The organism is Kitasatospora cineracea (assembly GCF_003751605.1).
In the GTDB taxonomy this organism is placed as follows: domain Bacteria; phylum Actinomycetota; class Actinomycetes; order Streptomycetales; family Streptomycetaceae; genus Kitasatospora; species Kitasatospora cineracea.
Genome location: NZ_RJVJ01000001.1, coordinates 2010469 through 2025906, shown reverse-complemented (window position 1 = coordinate 2025906; position 15438 = coordinate 2010469). Strand labels below are relative to the sequence as shown.

Below are 15438 nucleotides of genomic sequence, written 5' to 3'. Positions count from 1 at the left end.
GCCCACGCACCACCTAACAAAGCACTACTAGGCGTTCCACCCGGTGCCGCGCAGGCTGCGCCCGAGGGTGAGCGGCAGCAGCGCGGCGGCCAGGGCCGCGGCGAGCAGGACCAGGACGGTGGCCGCGGGGAGGCGGTCGAGGAGGAGGCCCGCGGTCATGGTGCCGAGCGGCAGGCCGGCCATCAGCAGGGTCATCGTCCCGGCCATCGCGCGGCCGCGCACCTCCTCGGGGACGCGCTGGAAGACCAGCACGTCGAGCATCACGCGCAGGGCCGGCACACCGAGCGAGGTGAGCGCGAGGGCCGCGAACACCACCACCGGGCCGGCCGCCACCGCGGGGACCGCGAAGGCGGCCGCGCCGCTCCAGGCGACGGCCAGCAGCAGGGCGCCGGGGCCGAGCAGCCGGTGCAGCCGGGAGACCAGCAGGGCGCCGAGCAGGCCGCCGACGGCCTCGCCGGTGAGGGCCAGGCCGATGCCCGCCTGGGAGGTGCCGTGGTCGCGCAGCAGGACCATGACGGCCAGCAGCATCGCCGAGCCGGTGAGGTTGAGCGCCGCGGCGACCAGCACGGTGCCGCGCAGCACCCGGTGGGCGAACAGGTAGCGCAGCCCGGCGAACGCGGCGCCCTTCTCCCGCCCGCCCTTCTCCCGCCCGCCCTTCTCCCGCCCGCCCATCGGCGCCTGCGCGCCGGGGCGGGAGTCGAACCGGACGGCGACGCTCGCGCCGAGGGCGAGGCCGGAGGTGAGGACGGTGGCGAGGAAGGGCACGGCGGTGCCGAGGCCGAGCAGGAACCCGGCCAGCGGCGGGCCGGCCAACGCGGCCCCGTTGACCCGGAGTTCGTCCTGCGAGAGGGCCTGGCGGAGCTGCTCGGGCGGGACGACGGCGCGCAGCGCGAGCATCCGGGAGGGGCCGCCGTAGGCCATGGTCGCGCCGATCACGGCGGCGGCGAGCAGCGCGTGCGGGACGGTCAGCCGGTCGGCGGCCAGGGCGAGCGCGACGCTGAGCGCGGTGAGCAGCCGGACGGTGTCGGCGAGGATCAGGATCCGCCGCCGGTCGTGCCGGTCGGCGACCGTGCCGCCGTGCAGGCCGAACAGCACGGAGGCGCCGAACTGGACGGCGCCGAACGCCCCGGCCACCGTCGGGGAGCCGGTCATCGCGAGCAGCAGCAGCGGGTACGCGGTGTCGGCGAGGCAGGTGCCGAGCATCGCGGACGCGGAGCCGGCCCAGAGCGTCTGGAAGCGGCGGTTGCGGCGCAACGGCACCACGGCGGCTTCCGGTGCGAGTGTCGCGGTCATCCCTCGTCCCTCGTTCATGTTCCCGCCCATGTTCATGATCCAGCAATCATTCACGCCTGCATGAATGGTTGCACGGTCGAGAATGATTGCACAAGCGTTGACGCTGTGGCTGAATGTGAACGTGGCTGATCAGATGAAGGAACGCGAGGTCACGGACGTCGCGACGTTGAAGGCCCTGGCCGACCCGCTGCGGCTGGCCGTCCTCGGGGTGCTGATGAAGCGCGACCCGGAACCGGTGTCGGTGAAGGAGGTCGCCGCCGAGCTGGACGAGGTGCCGACCAAGCTGTACCGGCACGTCAAGCAGCTGGAGCAGACCGGGCTGGTGTACGTGGCCGAGACCCGGCTGGTCTCCGGGATCGTGGAGAGCCGCTACCGCTCGGCGCAGCAGTCACTGCGGCTGTCGCCGCAGGTGTACGCGGAGGGCGACGAGCCGCCGCCCGCGCTGGGGGCGATCCTGGCGGCGATGGACCTGGTGCGCTCCGACTTCCGGCGCCAGTTCCTGGCGGGCCGGATCGACCTGACCCCGGCGGCGCAGGGCAACCCGCAGCCCGGCAAGTTCGCGCACGCCACCTTCCGGCTCAGCCCGGAACGGCTGCGGCGGCTGCGCGCCCGGCTCGACGAGGCACTGGACGAGGTGTTCGCGGAGGGCGACTCCACCGACCCGGACGCCGTCGAGGTCGCGCTGTTCGCCCTGCTGTACGCGGTGCGGCCGCCGAAGGCGGAGAACTAGTGCCGCGTCAGGCAACCTTTGCCGTGAAGGAGCGGCGTCCGGTGCGTGCTCTCGGCGTGCCGGCCGGAAGCCCTCGTACTGGATGTACTTGGGTTTTCGGCCGGTGCGGCGAGAGGGCGTGCCGGGCGTCGCGACGGGCGAAGGTTGCCTGACGAGGCACTAGGCGCCGTCCCGGTCGGTCCTGTCGGGCAGGGCCTAGACGTACCGCTCCAGGATGGAGGACTCGGCGAGCCGGGACAGTCCCTCGCGCACCGAGCGGGCCCGGGTCTCGCCGACGCCCTCCACGGTCTGCAGGTCGTCGATGGACGCGGCGAGCAGCTTCTGCAGGCCGCCGAAGTGGTCGACCAGGCGCTCGATGACGGTGTTCGGCAGCCTCGGCACCTTGGCCAGCAGCCGGTAGCCGCGCGGGGAGACCGCGGAGTCCAGCGACTCGGGGGTGCCGGTGTAGCCGAGCGCCTTGGCGACGGTCTGCAGGTCGAGCAGCTCGGCGTGGGTGAGCGCCTCGAGGTCGGCGAGCACCTCGGTGACGGTGCGGCCCTTCTTGGCGGCGCGGTCCGGGAAGTAGTCGCGCACCACGAGTTCGCGCTCCGGCTCGACGCCGGCGATCAGCTCGTCCAGCTGCAGCGACAGCAGCCGGCCGTCGGTGCCCAGCTCCAGCACGTACCCGGCGATCTCGCCGGCGATCAGCCGGACCATCTCCAGGCGCTGCACCACCGCCGAGACGTCCCGGACGGTGACCAGGTCCTCGATCTCCAGCGCGGACAGGGTGCCCGCCACCTCGTCCAGGCGGAGCTTGTAGCGCTCCAGGGTGGCCAGCGCCTGGTTGGCCCGGGACAGCACGGTGGTGGAGTCCTCCAGCACCCGCCGCGCGCCGTTGACGTAGATGGCGATCAGCCGCATCGAGTGCGAGACCGCGACCACCGGGTAGCCGGTCTGCCGGTTGACCCGCTCCGCGGTGCGGTGCCGGGTGCCGGTCTCGTCGGTGGGGATGTTCGCGTCCGGCATCAGGTGGACGCCCGCGCGCAGGATCTTGGCGTGGTCCTTGTCGAGGATCACCGCGCCGTCCAGCTTGCACAGCTCGCGCAGCCGGGTGGCGGTGAACTCGACGTCCAGCACGAAGCCGCCGGTGCACAGGGCGTCCACGCTCTTGTCGAAGCCGAGGACGATCAGGCCGCCGGTGTTGGCCCGGAGCACCCGCTCCAGGCCGTCCCGCAGCGCCGTGCCCGGTGCGATCGCACTGAGGGAAGCCCGCAGCAGGGCCTCCTCGCGGGAGGACTTGTCCGCCCGGTCGATGGCTGCCACGTGACTCCTTGGGCCGACCCGGACCGTGTGCCGCGGCGGCCGACGGTCTGTCTGTTGTTGCTGCGAATGATGCCGATGAGCAGGTGAAGTCTAACTGCGTACGGCCGCGGCGGGGCGTGGGTCAGCCCAGTTCGTCCGAGTCGACCGGCTCCCAGCCCGCCATCAGCTCCTCCGGGTGGGCCGCGACGGGGGCCTGGGCGCGGGCCCGGGCGAGCGCCTGGGCGCCCTGCTGGGCGGGCGTCACGGCCTCCTGACGGGGCTTCGAGCGGGGGCGGCGGCCCGGGATCGCCCGCAGCGCCTCGCCGATGTCGGCGACCTCCACCACCTTCATGCCCGCCGGGACCTTGCCCGGGTCCGGCGGGACCAGGGCGTGCGTGAAGCCGAGCCGGTGCGCCTCGGCGAGCCGGCGCTGCACGCCCGTCACCCGCCGCACCTCGCCCGCCAGGCCGACCTCGCCGATCGCCACCAGGTTGCTGGGCAGCGGCGTGTCGGTCGAGGAGGAGGCCACCGCCAGGGCGATCGCCAGGTCCGCCGAGGGCTCGGTGAGCTTCACGCCGCCGACCGTGGCGGTGTAGATGTCCTGCTTGCCGAGCTTCACGCCGCCGTGCCGCTCGACCACCGCCAGGATCATGGCGATCCGCGGCGACTCCAGGCCCGAGGTGGTGCGCCGCGGCGAGGGGATCTGCGAGTCCACCATCAGCGCCTGCACCTCGGCCACCAGCGGGCGCTTGCCCTCCAGCGTCACCGTCAGGCAGGTGCCCGGGACGGGCTTGTCGCGGCGGGTCAGGAACAGGCCGGACGGGTCGGCCAGGCCGACGATGCCCTCGTCGTGCAGCTCGAAGCAGCCGACCTCGTCGGTCGCCCCGTAGCGGTTCTTGACGCCGCGGATCAGCCGCAGCCGGGCGTGCCGGTCGCCCTCGAAGGAGAGCACCACGTCCACCAGGTGCTCCAGCAGGCGGGGGCCGGCGATCTGGCCGTCCTTGGTGACGTGGCCGACCAGCAGGGTGGCCATGCCGCGCTCCTTGGACACCCGGATCAGCGCGCCCGCCACCTCGCGGACCTGCGCCGGACCGCCGGGGGCGCCGTCCAGCTCGGCGGAGGCGATGGTCTGCACCGAGTCGAGGATCAGCAGCCCGGGGTTGACCGCGTCGATGTGGCCGAGCACCGCGCCCAGGTCCTGCTCGGCGGCCAGGTAGAGGTGGTCGGAGAGCGCGTTGATCCGGTCCGCGCGCAGCCGGACCTGGCCGGCCGACTCCTCGCCGGTGACGTACAGCGTGCGGTGCCGTTCGCCGGCGGCCTTCGCCGCCACGTCCAGCAGCAGCGTCGACTTGCCGACGCCGGGCTCGCCCGCCAGCAGCACCACGGCGCCCGGCACCAGGCCGCCGCCGAGCACCCGGTCCAGCTCCGGGACGCCGGTGGAGCGGGCGGTGGCGACCTGCCCGTCCACCTGCCCGATCGGCTTGGCGGGCGCGGAGACCGGCCCGGCCGCCGTCGTCCGGATCGGCACCGCGCCGTACTCCTCCACCGTGCCCCAGGCGTTGCACTCGGAGCAGCGGCCGACCCACTTCAGCAGTTGGGCGCCGCACTCGGTGCAGCGGTACGAGGGGCGCGGCTTCGCGGTGGTCTTGGTACGGGCAGCCATGCGGGCCACGGTAGCGCCTGGCACCGACACCGCCCGGACGTCACCCGGACGGCGTCAACCAAACGAACAAGGAATCGGTCCTGTTACCCGAAAGAAGGACAAACGGCCGAAACCCCCCGGGCGGCGGGTTTCGGCTGCCTACCGTCGAACCGTGACCACCGGCCAGCCCCACCCCGTCGACCCGTCCCCGGCCCTGCGGGCCTACGGCGCGTGCGTCGACGGGCTGTTCACCTACTGCCTGTCCGTGCTCTGCGAGCACGAAGCCGCCGGCGCGGCCGTCCTGGAGGTCCGCGACCTGGCCCGGCGCCACGGCGACCGGATCGACGACCCGGCGCTGCTGCGCGCCTGGCTGTACGCGCTGGCCCGGCACCGCTGCCTGGCCCGGCTCGACGGGACCGCCGACGAGGGCGGCCCCGTCCCGAGCGGGCCGCCCGGGCGCGAGCGGCGGCGCGAACTCGCCTCGCTGGCCTGGCCGGAGGCGGCCGGCACCGACCCGGAGCAGCGCGAGGCGCTGGAGCTGGCGGTGCGGCACCGGCTGGACGGCGCCGAGGTCGCGGCGGTGCTCGGCCTGAGCCCCGAGGCCGCGGCGGCGCTGCTGGACGCGGCGGGCGCCGAGGTCGGCCGGACCAGGACGGCGCTGCTGGTGCTCGGCGTCGGCTCCTGCCCGGAGCTGGCCCAGCTCGGCGGGGTCGGCGCGGAGTCCTGGCGGGGCTGGGTGCTCGGCCCGGCGCTGCGCCGGGAGCTGGTGACGCACCTGGTGGAGTGCCCGACCTGCCGGGGCACCGCCGAGCGGGTCGCCGGGCAGCTCGGGCACGGCCTGGCCGGGCTGCCGGGGCTGCCGCTGCTGGCCGCGCCCGGCCAGCTGCGCCCGGCGTCCGCGCCGGTCGGCGGGACGGCCTTCCTGGCCGGCGCGGCGGCGGGCCGGCGGGCCGCGCAGGGCCCGGCGGAGCCCCGGTTCGACCAGCGCGGCTTCCCCCGGCACCGGATGCCCCCGGCGGCGCGCGGCGCGGCGGTGCGCCAGCGGGTGGTCACCACGGGCGTGCTGGCGGCGGTGCTGGCCGCGCCGGTGGTGGCGCTGTGGAGCGCGCACCGGGACGGCGGGGAGGACCGCACCGCGGTGTCCTCGGTCCGGGTGGACCCCGCCGCCGGGCCCGGGCACCGGGTGCCGGTGCCGGAGCCCACCGCGATCGCGGCGGCGCTGCCGCCGACCGCCTCGGTCGGGTCGCTGGAGCTGGCGGGCGCGATTGCCGCAGAAACGTCCCTGCCGGTGGTTCAGGGTCCGGCGGTCGCGGTGCCCTCGCCCGGAGCCGCCCCGCTCTCCAGCCCCGCGCTGACCGCCGAACCCTCCCCGCCGCCGTCCGCCACCGCCGCCCGGCTGGCCGTGGAGGCCGGCGAGTACGGCAACCGCACGGTGCTGACCCTGACCAACTCCGGTGACGGCCCGCTGTCCTGGCACGCCGTGCTGGACGTGGACTGGCTGCGGCTGAGCCGGGACGCCGGCACCCTGGCCCCCGGCCAGCGGATCACCGTGACCGTCACGGTCGACGAGTCGCGCGCCCCGCAGTCCCGCTGGACGGCGCACCTGGCGCTGCCGCCCTCCACCGCGGTGGTCACCCTGGAGGGCGGCACCGACCAGCGCGGCCTGCCCACCCCCGGCGGCCCGTCGCCGTCCGCGAGCCCCTCCGGCGGCCCCGGTTCGCCGAGCCCGGCCGACCCGTCCGGCTCGCCGAGCCCATCCGGCCCCGCCCCGTCGGCCTCCGCGTCCGCCTCCCCGTCCTCCGCCCCGCCGTCCTCCGCCCCGGCGTCCCCCTCGCCGTCCGCGCCCCCGTCCTCCACCGGCCCGTCGGCGTCCCCGTCGCCGTCGCCGTCCGGGTCCGCCGCGCCGTCCGGGTCGCCCTCGCCCTGACGGGGCGTCAGTCCGCCGCGGTGCGCCGGCCCGTCAGCCAGCGCTCACCGCGGGCCACCGCCTCCTCCAGTGCGGCGTCCAGGACGGGGTCGGCGGGAACGACTCCGTCCGGGCCGAGTGCCCCGGCCAGCCCGGTGCGCCCGGCGAGCCGGACGAAGGAGGGCTGCGCCCCGGCGACGATCAGCCGTCCGCCGCGGGCGGTCAGCGAGCCGACGATCGCCGGGACGACGCCGGAGAACAGGCCCGCGACCGGGTCGAACCCGGCGATCGACGCGTACGCCGTGCCCTCCGGGATCGAGAACAGGCCGGTGACCAGACCGGAGGTGACGTCGCCCGGCTTCGGCCGCCCCGGCGGGCGCAGCGCGGGGCGGCCCGGTGACGGCAGGCGCATCAGGTCAGGCCCGACACGGCGTCACCGACGTACTTGGTGCCGAGGACCAGCAGCAGCACGATCATGATCGCCGAGTTGTGCGCGGACATCCACGCCTTCCAGCCGCCCAGCACCTCGGTCGCCCGCGTCCCGCCGAGCAGGTAGACGCCCAGCGGCAGCAGCGTGCACAGCGAGCCGATCAGCACCAGCAGCGCCCCGGCCACCGCCTTCCCCCCGCCGCTCGCGCCGCTGGTGGCGATGGAGACCGCGCCGCCGACCGCCAGCACCAGGTTCTTCGGGTTGGCGGCGGCCAGCACCGCCGCCAGGCCCGCCGACTTCGCCGGGGTGAACCGGTCGACCGCCCGCATCCAGCCCGGCGGTTCGGCGACCTTCCCCGCCCGGGGCCGGCCCTGCCACTGCTTGGCCGCCAGCAGCAGGAACAGCACGCCCAGCCCGAGCTTCACCCAGTACGACCAGTCGGGCGTCCCGGCGGCGGTGTCGATGCCCGAACCGGCCGGCACCACCACCGCGGTGACCGCGCCCAGCGCCACCACCCAGCCGGCCGTGAACGCGATGCCGTTGGACCGGCCGTGCGGGGTGGCCAGCATCAGGATCACCGCGATCAGCGGCAACGGGCTGATCGCGATGCCGACCGCCGAGGCCAGCATCTGCCCGATCGCGTCTCCCATCTCCGTCCCCCTCCCCGGTCAGCGCAGCCGGATCGCCGGCAGCCGGTAGCTGCCGTCGAGCACCGCGTCCTGCGGCTGGTACATCCGCACCATCGGCCGGAAGCCGCCCTCGGGGGCGGGCAGCCAGTTCGCGAACTCCTCGGGCGCGGTGGGGCGTTCGTGCTGGAGGTGGAGGGTCAGCGAGCCGTCCTCGCCGTACACCAGGCCTGGCGTGCGGTCGCCGATCGAGTACCGGTCGATCTCGTTGGGGACCAGCAGGTACTCCGGGGTGCCGTACATCGTCACCGACCAGAACGCGCCCACCGGCGGGGTCTGCTCGAAGCGCAGCGTGTACGCGTGCGCGCCGGTCAGCGGGACGCCGTCCGAGTCGTTGTAGGTGGTGGCGTACGCGGCCTCGTAGGCGTGGTTGCCCCACAGGCCGGCCCGGGCCGCGACCGCGCGGGTCAGGTAGGCGGCGCGGCGGTCGGCGATCTTCCACTGCGGCTCGTCGCGGGTGCCGGGGCCGAGGTGGTCCAGGTTGTAGTCGAACAGGTGCAGGTTGGCGGCCCACTCGCCGGTCGGGTCGCCGGCGCCGACGGTCGCCGCCTCCACCCGTTCCCGGCCCGCCGCCAGGCCCTTGGCGAGCGCCGCCGTCCACTCGGCCGGGCCGTCCAGGTAGGGCGAGCGGCCCTGGTCGAGCAGCCCGACCGGGGCGAAGCGCTGCTGGAAGGCGACGTCGGCGGCGGCGGGCGGGAAGGCCGCCATCCACAGCCGCAGCTGCTCCAGGAACAGCAGCTCCGCCGGGACGTCCGCGGCCGGCTCGGGCAGTCCGGCGGCCGTGCCGCCGTCCTCGAACGGGGTCAGCGTCAGCTGCTGCTGCAGCACCCGGACCCGCGCCAGGTCGTCCGGGCCCGCGCAGTAGTTGCGCACCGCGATCGCCGCCACCGCCGTCGGCGCGGTGATCACCGGTACGCCCTCCGGGGCGCTGCCCCGCCAGCCGGGCGGGGCGACCAGCCAGGTCTGCTCGGCGGTGCCGGACGAACGGCGGCCCGCGTAGGCGAAGTTGTTCGTCCAGGCGTCGATGAACTGCAGCACGTCGTAGGCGCCGCCGGTGTCCGGGACGTGCAGCAGCAGCGGGCCGGCCGAGAGGTCCAGCGGGGCCACCGAGTACACGGTGTCGTTGTTCACCGAGACGAAGTGCGAGGCGGGGTCGGCCAGTTCGGCGGCGTGGCCGAAGGTGTTCCAGGCGGTCGGACCGATCGAACTCAGCCCCCGGCGGACGATGGTGTCCACCATGGTCAGGTTGGCCACCAGCGGGGAGCCGTACACGAAGGCCTCGGCGGCCAGCATCTCGGGCGTGGCGTCAGCCATGCGAACGTCCTTGTCTGATCGGTGGGTTCATCGGGGGGGCCGGGACGCGGGCGCGCGGCGCCCCGCCGAGGCTGACGTACGCGGTGCCCGGGCCGGGCGCCGCCGGACCCGGGCTCGCCGGGTTCCCCATCGCGCCCGCCCTCCTTCCCGACAAAAGGGAATATCCAGACATACCGGTACACGGGGATGGTATGTGCTCCCCCCGCGGTCGGCACTCCGGCCCGGCGGCGGACAGCCGACGGGCCGTCAGGCGGGCGGGACGGCCGGCGCGGGCCCGGGCGGCCCGTCTGCTCGGGGCGAAACGGCTCCGCTCCCGGTGAACGCGGCGCATGGACCGGCCCCGGCTCGGAGAGCCTCGGAGGCATGGACATCCTTCTGCTCGGCGGCTCCAAGTTCCTCGGCCTCGCCTACGCCACCGAGGCCCTCGCCCGCGGCCACCGCGTCACCACCTTCAACCGCGGCCTCAGCCGGACCGACCCGCCCGGCGTCGAGGCCGTCCACGGCGACCGCGCCGACCCGGACGCGCTGCGGCGGCTGGTCGACGGCCGCCGGTGGGACGCCATCGTCGACACCTCCGGCCAGCAGCCCCACGACGTCGCCGCCACCGCCCGGCTGCTCGGCGACCGGGCCGGGCACTACGGCTTCGTCTCCTCCGTCCACGCCTTCGCCGACTGGCCCGCCCGCCCCGTCGACGCCGGCTCGGCCACCCTCGACTGCCCCGGCGACCTGCCGCCCGACCAGCCGTTCGCCAACGCGCTCAAGGCCGGCTGCGAACGCGCCCTGCGGGACAACTTCGACGGGCCCGCCGCGATCCTCAACTGCGGCCTGCTGATCGGCCCGCACGAGCCGATCGGCCGGCTCCCCTGGTGGCTCGACCGGATCGCCCGCGGCGGCCGGGTCCTCGCCCCCGGCGCCCCCGACCGCCCGCTCAGCCTGATCGACGCCCGCGACTTCGCCGCGTTCGGCCTCGACCTCGCCGAACGGAGGGCCGAGGGGCGCTACGTCACCACCGCGCCGATCGGCTCCGCGACCACCGGCGAGCTCCTCGAAGCCTGCCGCACCGCGACCGGCTCCGACGCCGAGTTCGTCTGGACCCCGGACGCCGACCTGCTCGCCGCCGAGGTCTCCCCCTGGACCGAACTCCCGCTCTGGGCGCCCGACGCCGAGGGCTGGCACGGCACCTGGCGGGCCGACCCGGCCACCGCCCTCGCGGCCGGCCTGCGCCTCCGCCCGCTGCTGGAGACCGTCACCGACACCTGGGCCTGGCTGGAGTCCGGCGGCCGCGCGGAGGTCGCCTACCGGCAGCTCGACACGCCGCTGGGGATCGACCCGGAGAAGGAGCGGGGCATCATCGGCTGAACGGGCCCTCGGACCGGCCGGCATCCGGAGGGTGGGTGAAGGAGCTGGGCGAGGGCTGGGTCCGGGCGGTGCCGACGAGGGAGCCGTGGCAACCGAAGAGAAGCCGTCCGGGCGAGACCCGCGGCGCCGCCCTCCATGCGCCGGCCGGTCTCAGTACGTCCGGCGGGTGACCAGCTCGGCGAGGGCCAGCAGGTCGTCGGCGCGGGACGGGTCGGGGACGGCCGCGGCCAGGTGGGCGATGGCGGCGGCCATCCGGTCGCAGCTCTCGGTCTGCGCCCAGTTGCGGCCGCCGGCCCGGTCGACCGCGTCGGCGGCGGCGGCCAGCTCGGCGGGGCTGAGCGGGCGGCCGGTGGCGTAGAGGGCGGCGAGCTCCGCGCCCGCGGGGGTGCCGGAGGAGAGCGCGTGCACCACGGGGAGGGACTTCTTGCGGGCCGCGAGGTCGGCGCCCACCGGCTTGCCGGTGACCGCCGGGTCGCCCCAGATGCCGATCAGGTCGTCGATCAGCTGGAAGGCCAGGCCGATCTCCCGGCCGAAGGCGTCCATCGCGTCGGCGGCCTCGGCATCCGCCCCCGCGTACAGCGCGCCGAGCGCGCACGCGCAGCCGAGCAGGGCGCCGGTCTTGCCCTCGGCCATGGTGAGGCACTCGGCGAGCGTGACGTCGGTGCGCTGCTCGAAGGAGCAGTCGGCCTGCTGGCCGGCGCACAGCTCGACCACGCAGTCGGCGAGCCGGCGGACCGAGGCGGCGGCGGCCGGGTGCGGGTCCTCGGCGAGCACCCGCAGGGCCAGGGAGTGCATGGCGTCGCCGGCCAGGATCGCGCCGGTGGTGCCGAACACCCGCCAGGCGGTGGGGCGGTGGCGGCGGGTGTGGTCGCGGTCGAGGACGTCGTCGTGCAGCAGGGTGAAGTTGTGCACCAGCTCGACGGCGGCCGCGGCCCGCACCGCGTCCTGCGGGCGGCCGCCGACGGCGGTGGTCGCGGCCAGCACCAGTGCCGGGCGGATCGCCTTGCCGGCGCCGACCGTGCTGGGGCCGCCGTCGGCCTCCAGCCAGCCCAGGTGGTAGCCGGAGACCAGCCGCATGGAGTCCGGGAGGGTGTCGACGGCGGCGCGCAGCGCGGGGTCGACGACGGTGCGGGCCCGGCCGAGCAGGGCCATCGCCTCGGCGGTGTCGCGGCCGCCCTCGGCGGCGGCGGTGCCGTGCTGTTCGCGTTCGGGCACGGTGATGGCCATGGTGAGTCCTCCCCCTCGGCCGGCCCCGGGCGGCGGGGCGGCAGGAATGCGCGCTGACGGCGCGTCAGGCGGTGGGACGGGCGGGCCCAGGACGGTGGGCCCGCCCGGTGGTCAGTGCTGCCGGTGGTCGACGTTCACGTTCTCCAGGACGCCGATCGCGTCGGGAACGAGGATCGCGGCCGAGTAGTAGGCGCTGACCAGGTAGGAGATGACCGCCTTCTCGTCGATGCCCATGAAGCGGACGTTCAGGCCCGGCTCGACCTGGTCCGGCAGCGCGCCGGGGCGCAGGCCGATCACGCCCTGGTTGTCCTCGCCGACGCGCATCGCCAGGATCGAGGTGGTGCCGTTGACCACCGGGATCTTGTTGCAGGTGAGGATCGGGACGCCGCGCCAGGTCGGCACCGTCCTGCCCTCGAACCGGATCGACTCCGGGTACAGCCCGCGGCTGTTGCACTCCCGGCCGAAGGCGGCGATCGCCTTCGGGTGGGCCAGGTAGAACCTGGTGCTGCGGCGGCGGCAGAGCAGCTCGTCCATGTCGTCCGGGGTGGGCGGGCCGGAGTGGGTCTGGATCCGCTGGCCGTACTCGGCGTTCGCCAGCAGGCCGAACTCCGGGTTGTTGACCAGCTCGTGCTCCTGCCGCTCGCGCAGCGCCTCGACGGTGAGCCGGAGCTGGTGCTCGGTCTGGTCCATCGGCTTGTTGTAGAGGTCGGCGACCCGGCTGTGCACCCGCAGCACCGTCTGGGCGACGCTCAACTCGTACTCGCGCGGCGCGAGTTCGTAGTCGACGAAGGCGGTCGGCAGGTCGTACTCGCCCTCGTGGCCGGCCGACATGCCGATCGCGGCCTCGCCCTTGTGGGTCTGCGGGAGCTGCGAGTCGGCGATGAAGGCGAGGATCTGGTCGCGCAGCGCCTCGGAGCGGTCGGCCAGCTCCTGGAAGGCGGGCCAGGCCAGCACCATCACGGTGCCCGCGGTGGCGGCCTTGACGCTGTAGGGCCAGCGGCGGTCGGCGACGGTGAGCGCCTCGTCGCCGATGTGGTCGCCGTCCGCGAAGGTGCCCAGCACGGTCGGGTCGCCGTACTTGCCGGTGCCGATCTTGTCGACCTTGCCGTGCGCGATCAGGAAGACCTCGTCGATCTCGCCGCCCTGCTCGATCAGCACCTCGCCCGCGGCGAAGTCGCGCTGGACGAAGCGGCCGGCCAGCTCGACGAGCAGCGCGTCGTCCTCGAAGCCGCGCAGCACCGGGACCTCGCGCAGCGTCGGCGGGACGACCGTGACCTCGCGGCCGGTCTGCGCGAAGCCCACCCGGCCGCGGCCGACCGCGTACGACAGCCGCCGGTTGACCCGGTAGGTGCCGCCGGAGACCTCGACCCAGGGCAGCGCGCGGAGCAGCCAGCGGTTGCTGATCTCCTGCATCTGCGGGGCCGACTTGGTGGTCGACGCGAGGTTCTTGGCGGCCGCCACCGAGAGGCTGCTCTGCTGCCCCGTCCGGGAGATTTCGGCGGTGGTTTCGGTCGTCATTTCCGAGGGGCCCCTAGATCGTTTCGGCGGCACGTTGCGGCACCCATGCTGACGCCCGTTCAGGTGAGGCGGCAATCACTCGTGGGGGTGATTCAGGTGCGCGGACGCAATAGTGCGACCAGTGCACTGGGTCGATCATCGTTCGATCCGGGCGCCCCTCCGCGTGCCGCCGGACACCCCTCCGAGAGCCCCCGGAACACCCCCGTAACACCCCCGTTCCAGGCGTCCGCGCTGCTCACCAACCCCGTGTTCGAATCCGCCCGGAACAGCGCTAAGGTGGCCCCCTCACCGCGTGGTGACCGCCGCCACGGAGCAGGCGAACCGGTCGGTGACCTCCCATCGGCACGCCCTTCTCCAGGGAGATCCTCGTGACCGCGCCCGTCCGCGTCTGGCTGAACCGCACCTACGCCGAGAACGTCTTCTTCATCGACCTGCTGCGGGCCGCGCCGCGCCCGGTGCACGTCCTGGCCACCCACGTCGACCCCGACTCCCCCGTGCTCGCCGCCGCCGACCTGGGCGCCCTGGAACCCGACGGGCTGAGCGCCGAGGGGTACGTGGAGTTCGCGCTGGAGTTCTGCGCCCGGCACGACGTGGACGTGTTCCTGCCGCGGCTGCACCAGCTGGCGATCTCGCTGCGCCGGCGCGACTTCGAGGCGCTGGGCACCGCCCTGGTCTGTCCGCCCGCCGCGGCGGTCTCGCTGTTCGCCAGCAAGGCCGACGGCTACCGGGCGCTGGACACGGCCGGGCTGCCCACCCCGCTGTGGCGGCAGGCCGACACCGCCGCCGAACTGCTCGCCGCCGTCGAGGAGATCGAGGCCACCGGGATGACCGCCTGCCTGAAGCCGGCCACCGGCGCGGGCGGCGAGGGCTTCCGCGTCCTGACCCGCGAGCCGTTCAGCCTCCGCCGGCTCGCCGGGTACGTCGACACCCGGGTCCAACTCGACCAGGTGCTGGGCGCGTTGGAGCAGTCCGCGGCCCCCGCCGAACTGCTGGTGATGCCCTACCTGGACGGCCCCGAGGTGTCCGTCGACTGCCTGGCCGAACCGGACGGCCGGGTGCTGGCCGCGGTCGGCCGCACCAAGCAGGGCCGCCGCCGCGGCTTCACCCTCGACCCGGCCTACCTGGAGCCGGCCCGCCGCCTGGTCGAGGAGTTCGGCGTCGGCCACCTGTCGAACGTGCAGTTCCGGCACGAGCGGGGCACCGGCCGCGCGGTGGTCCTCGACATCAACACCCGCCCGTCCGGCGGCCTGCACCAACTCCGGCTGTGCGGGCTCAACCTGCCCGCCGCGGCCCTCGAACTCGCCCTCGGCCACCGGCCCGCGCTCCCGGCCGCGGCGGAACTGACGCTCGGCGAGTACACCCTGGTCTCCACCGTCCAGGCGGTGCTGCCCCGGCAGGCGGCGGCGCCCGCGCTGGAGCGGATCGGCGGGGGCGTCGACGTCGCGGCGGGGCTGGTGCCGGTGCGGGCCTAGGGACGCGTCGGGCGGCCTTCGGCCGTCGCGGGCCTAGAGCTCCGGCCCGGACCAGTCCAGGGTCGGCGGGAGCACCCCTTCCAGGGTGAGCAGCCAGCGCTTGGTCTCCACGCCGTGCCAGGCCCCGCCGAAGCCGCCCAGGCCGTCCGCGGCCACCACCCGGTGGCAGGGCACCAGCAGGGGCAGCGGGTTCGCCCCCATCATCTGCCCGACCGTCCGGGCCGGCGCCCCCGGCTCGGACGGTTCGGTGAACACCCCGCTGCGGGCGGCGAGTTCGCCGTAGGTGATGGTCCGCCCCCAGCCGACGTCCGCCCACAGGCGGCGCAGCACCGCCAGGTGGGGACCGGAGGCCAGCCGCCAGTCGATCGGCAGCTCCAACTCCCGGCGCCCACCGGCGAAGTACTCGCCGACCCGGGCCCGCACCAGGTCGGCCTTGCGCGCGTCGGTGCACTCCGGGACCGGGCCGTCGCAGACGTAGCCGGCGGCGGCCACCCCCCGGTCCGTCACCCCGAACCGCATCGGCCCGCTCGGCAGCGGGGTCGGGACGGTCACCCAGGAGAGCTCCATCCCCCCACTGTAG

General features: G+C 75.2%; 13 protein-coding genes. 4 read left to right on the top strand and 9 right to left on the bottom strand.

The window, feature by feature from the left end; all coding sequences use genetic code 11:
• Positions 1 to 27 precede the first annotated feature (27 nt).
• Positions 28 to 1293 (bottom strand): MFS transporter, encoded by a 1266-nt coding sequence (locus EDD39_RS09300; RefSeq protein WP_244256662.1) that lies wholly within the window; start codon positions 1291 to 1293, stop codon positions 28 to 30.
• A gap of 121 nt (positions 1294 to 1414) precedes the next feature.
• Between EDD39_RS09300 and EDD39_RS09295 the strand changes: the two genes are divergently transcribed.
• Positions 1415 to 2023: a winged helix-turn-helix domain-containing protein gene (locus EDD39_RS09295; RefSeq protein WP_162869982.1), complete on the top strand. Its 609-nt coding sequence runs from the start codon at positions 1415 to 1417 to the stop codon at positions 2021 to 2023.
• 195 nt (positions 2024 to 2218) lie between these two features.
• On the opposite strand, the gene disA is transcribed toward EDD39_RS09295, so the two are convergent.
• Positions 2219 to 3325: a DNA integrity scanning diadenylate cyclase DisA gene (gene disA / locus EDD39_RS09290; RefSeq protein ID WP_051778408.1), complete on the bottom strand. Its 1107-nt coding sequence runs from the start codon at positions 3323 to 3325 to the stop codon at positions 2219 to 2221.
• A gap of 121 nt (positions 3326 to 3446) precedes the next feature.
• Positions 3447 to 4967, bottom strand: a complete 1521-nt coding sequence (gene radA, locus EDD39_RS09285) for a DNA repair protein RadA (RefSeq protein WP_123554736.1) — start codon at positions 4965 to 4967, stop codon at positions 3447 to 3449.
• 151 nt (positions 4968 to 5118) lie between these two features.
• Between radA and EDD39_RS09280 the strand changes: the two genes are divergently transcribed.
• Positions 5119 to 6873 carry a BACON domain-containing protein gene (locus EDD39_RS09280; RefSeq protein WP_123554734.1) on the top strand — a complete coding sequence of 585 codons (1755 nt, stop codon included), beginning with the start codon at positions 5119 to 5121 and terminating at the stop codon, positions 6871 to 6873.
• A gap of 7 nt (positions 6874 to 6880) precedes the next feature.
• Here the strand turns inward: EDD39_RS09280 and EDD39_RS40770 are convergent, their stop codons facing one another.
• The 3 genes from EDD39_RS40770 to EDD39_RS09265 are packed head-to-tail and all read right to left on the bottom strand — an operon-like array spanning position 6881 to position 9282.
• Positions 6881 to 7264: a SulP family inorganic anion transporter gene (locus EDD39_RS40770; protein ID WP_123554732.1), complete on the bottom strand. Its 384-nt coding sequence runs from the start codon at positions 7262 to 7264 to the stop codon at positions 6881 to 6883.
• Positions 7264 to 7932, bottom strand: a complete 669-nt coding sequence (locus tag EDD39_RS09270; RefSeq protein WP_123554730.1) for a GAP family protein — start codon at positions 7930 to 7932, stop codon at positions 7264 to 7266. The genes EDD39_RS40770 and EDD39_RS09270 overlap by 1 nt, the downstream gene beginning before the upstream one ends.
• Positions 7933 to 7950: 18 nt before the next feature.
• A complete protein-coding gene (locus EDD39_RS09265; protein WP_123554727.1) occupies positions 7951 to 9282 on the bottom strand; it encodes a DUF1254 domain-containing protein in 1332 nt (443 codons plus the stop codon).
• 363 nt (positions 9283 to 9645) lie between these two features.
• Here EDD39_RS09265 and EDD39_RS09260 point away from each other — a divergent pair, with 363 nt between their 5' ends.
• The gene (locus EDD39_RS09260) at positions 9646 to 10641 is read left to right on the top strand and encodes an NAD-dependent epimerase/dehydratase family protein (protein ID WP_123554725.1); all 996 of its coding nucleotides are present in this window, start codon (positions 9646 to 9648) and stop codon (positions 10639 to 10641) included.
• Positions 10642 to 10791: 150 nt separating this feature from the next.
• On the opposite strand, the gene EDD39_RS09255 is transcribed toward EDD39_RS09260, so the two are convergent.
• Positions 10792 to 11868, bottom strand: a complete 1077-nt coding sequence (locus EDD39_RS09255) for a family 2 encapsulin nanocompartment cargo protein polyprenyl transferase (protein ID WP_425269667.1) — start codon at positions 11866 to 11868, stop codon at positions 10792 to 10794.
• A 111-nt stretch (positions 11869 to 11979) separates the two neighbouring features.
• Positions 11980 to 13386, bottom strand: coding sequence for a family 2B encapsulin nanocompartment shell protein (locus tag EDD39_RS09250; RefSeq protein WP_123554723.1), 1407 nt, complete (start codon positions 13384 to 13386; stop codon positions 11980 to 11982).
• 368 nt (positions 13387 to 13754) lie between these two features.
• On the opposite strand from EDD39_RS09250, the gene EDD39_RS09245 reads away from it, so the two are divergent.
• Complete coding sequence (locus EDD39_RS09245) at positions 13755 to 14858, top strand: ATP-grasp domain-containing protein (RefSeq protein ID WP_123554721.1); 1104 nt, start codon at positions 13755 to 13757, stop codon at positions 14856 to 14858.
• A gap of 33 nt (positions 14859 to 14891) precedes the next feature.
• On the opposite strand, the gene EDD39_RS09240 is transcribed toward EDD39_RS09245, so the two are convergent.
• A complete protein-coding gene (locus EDD39_RS09240) occupies positions 14892 to 15425 on the bottom strand; it encodes a methylated-DNA--[protein]-cysteine S-methyltransferase (RefSeq protein WP_123554718.1) in 534 nt (177 codons plus the stop codon).
• Between the last annotated feature and the right edge of the window lie 13 nt (positions 15426 to 15438).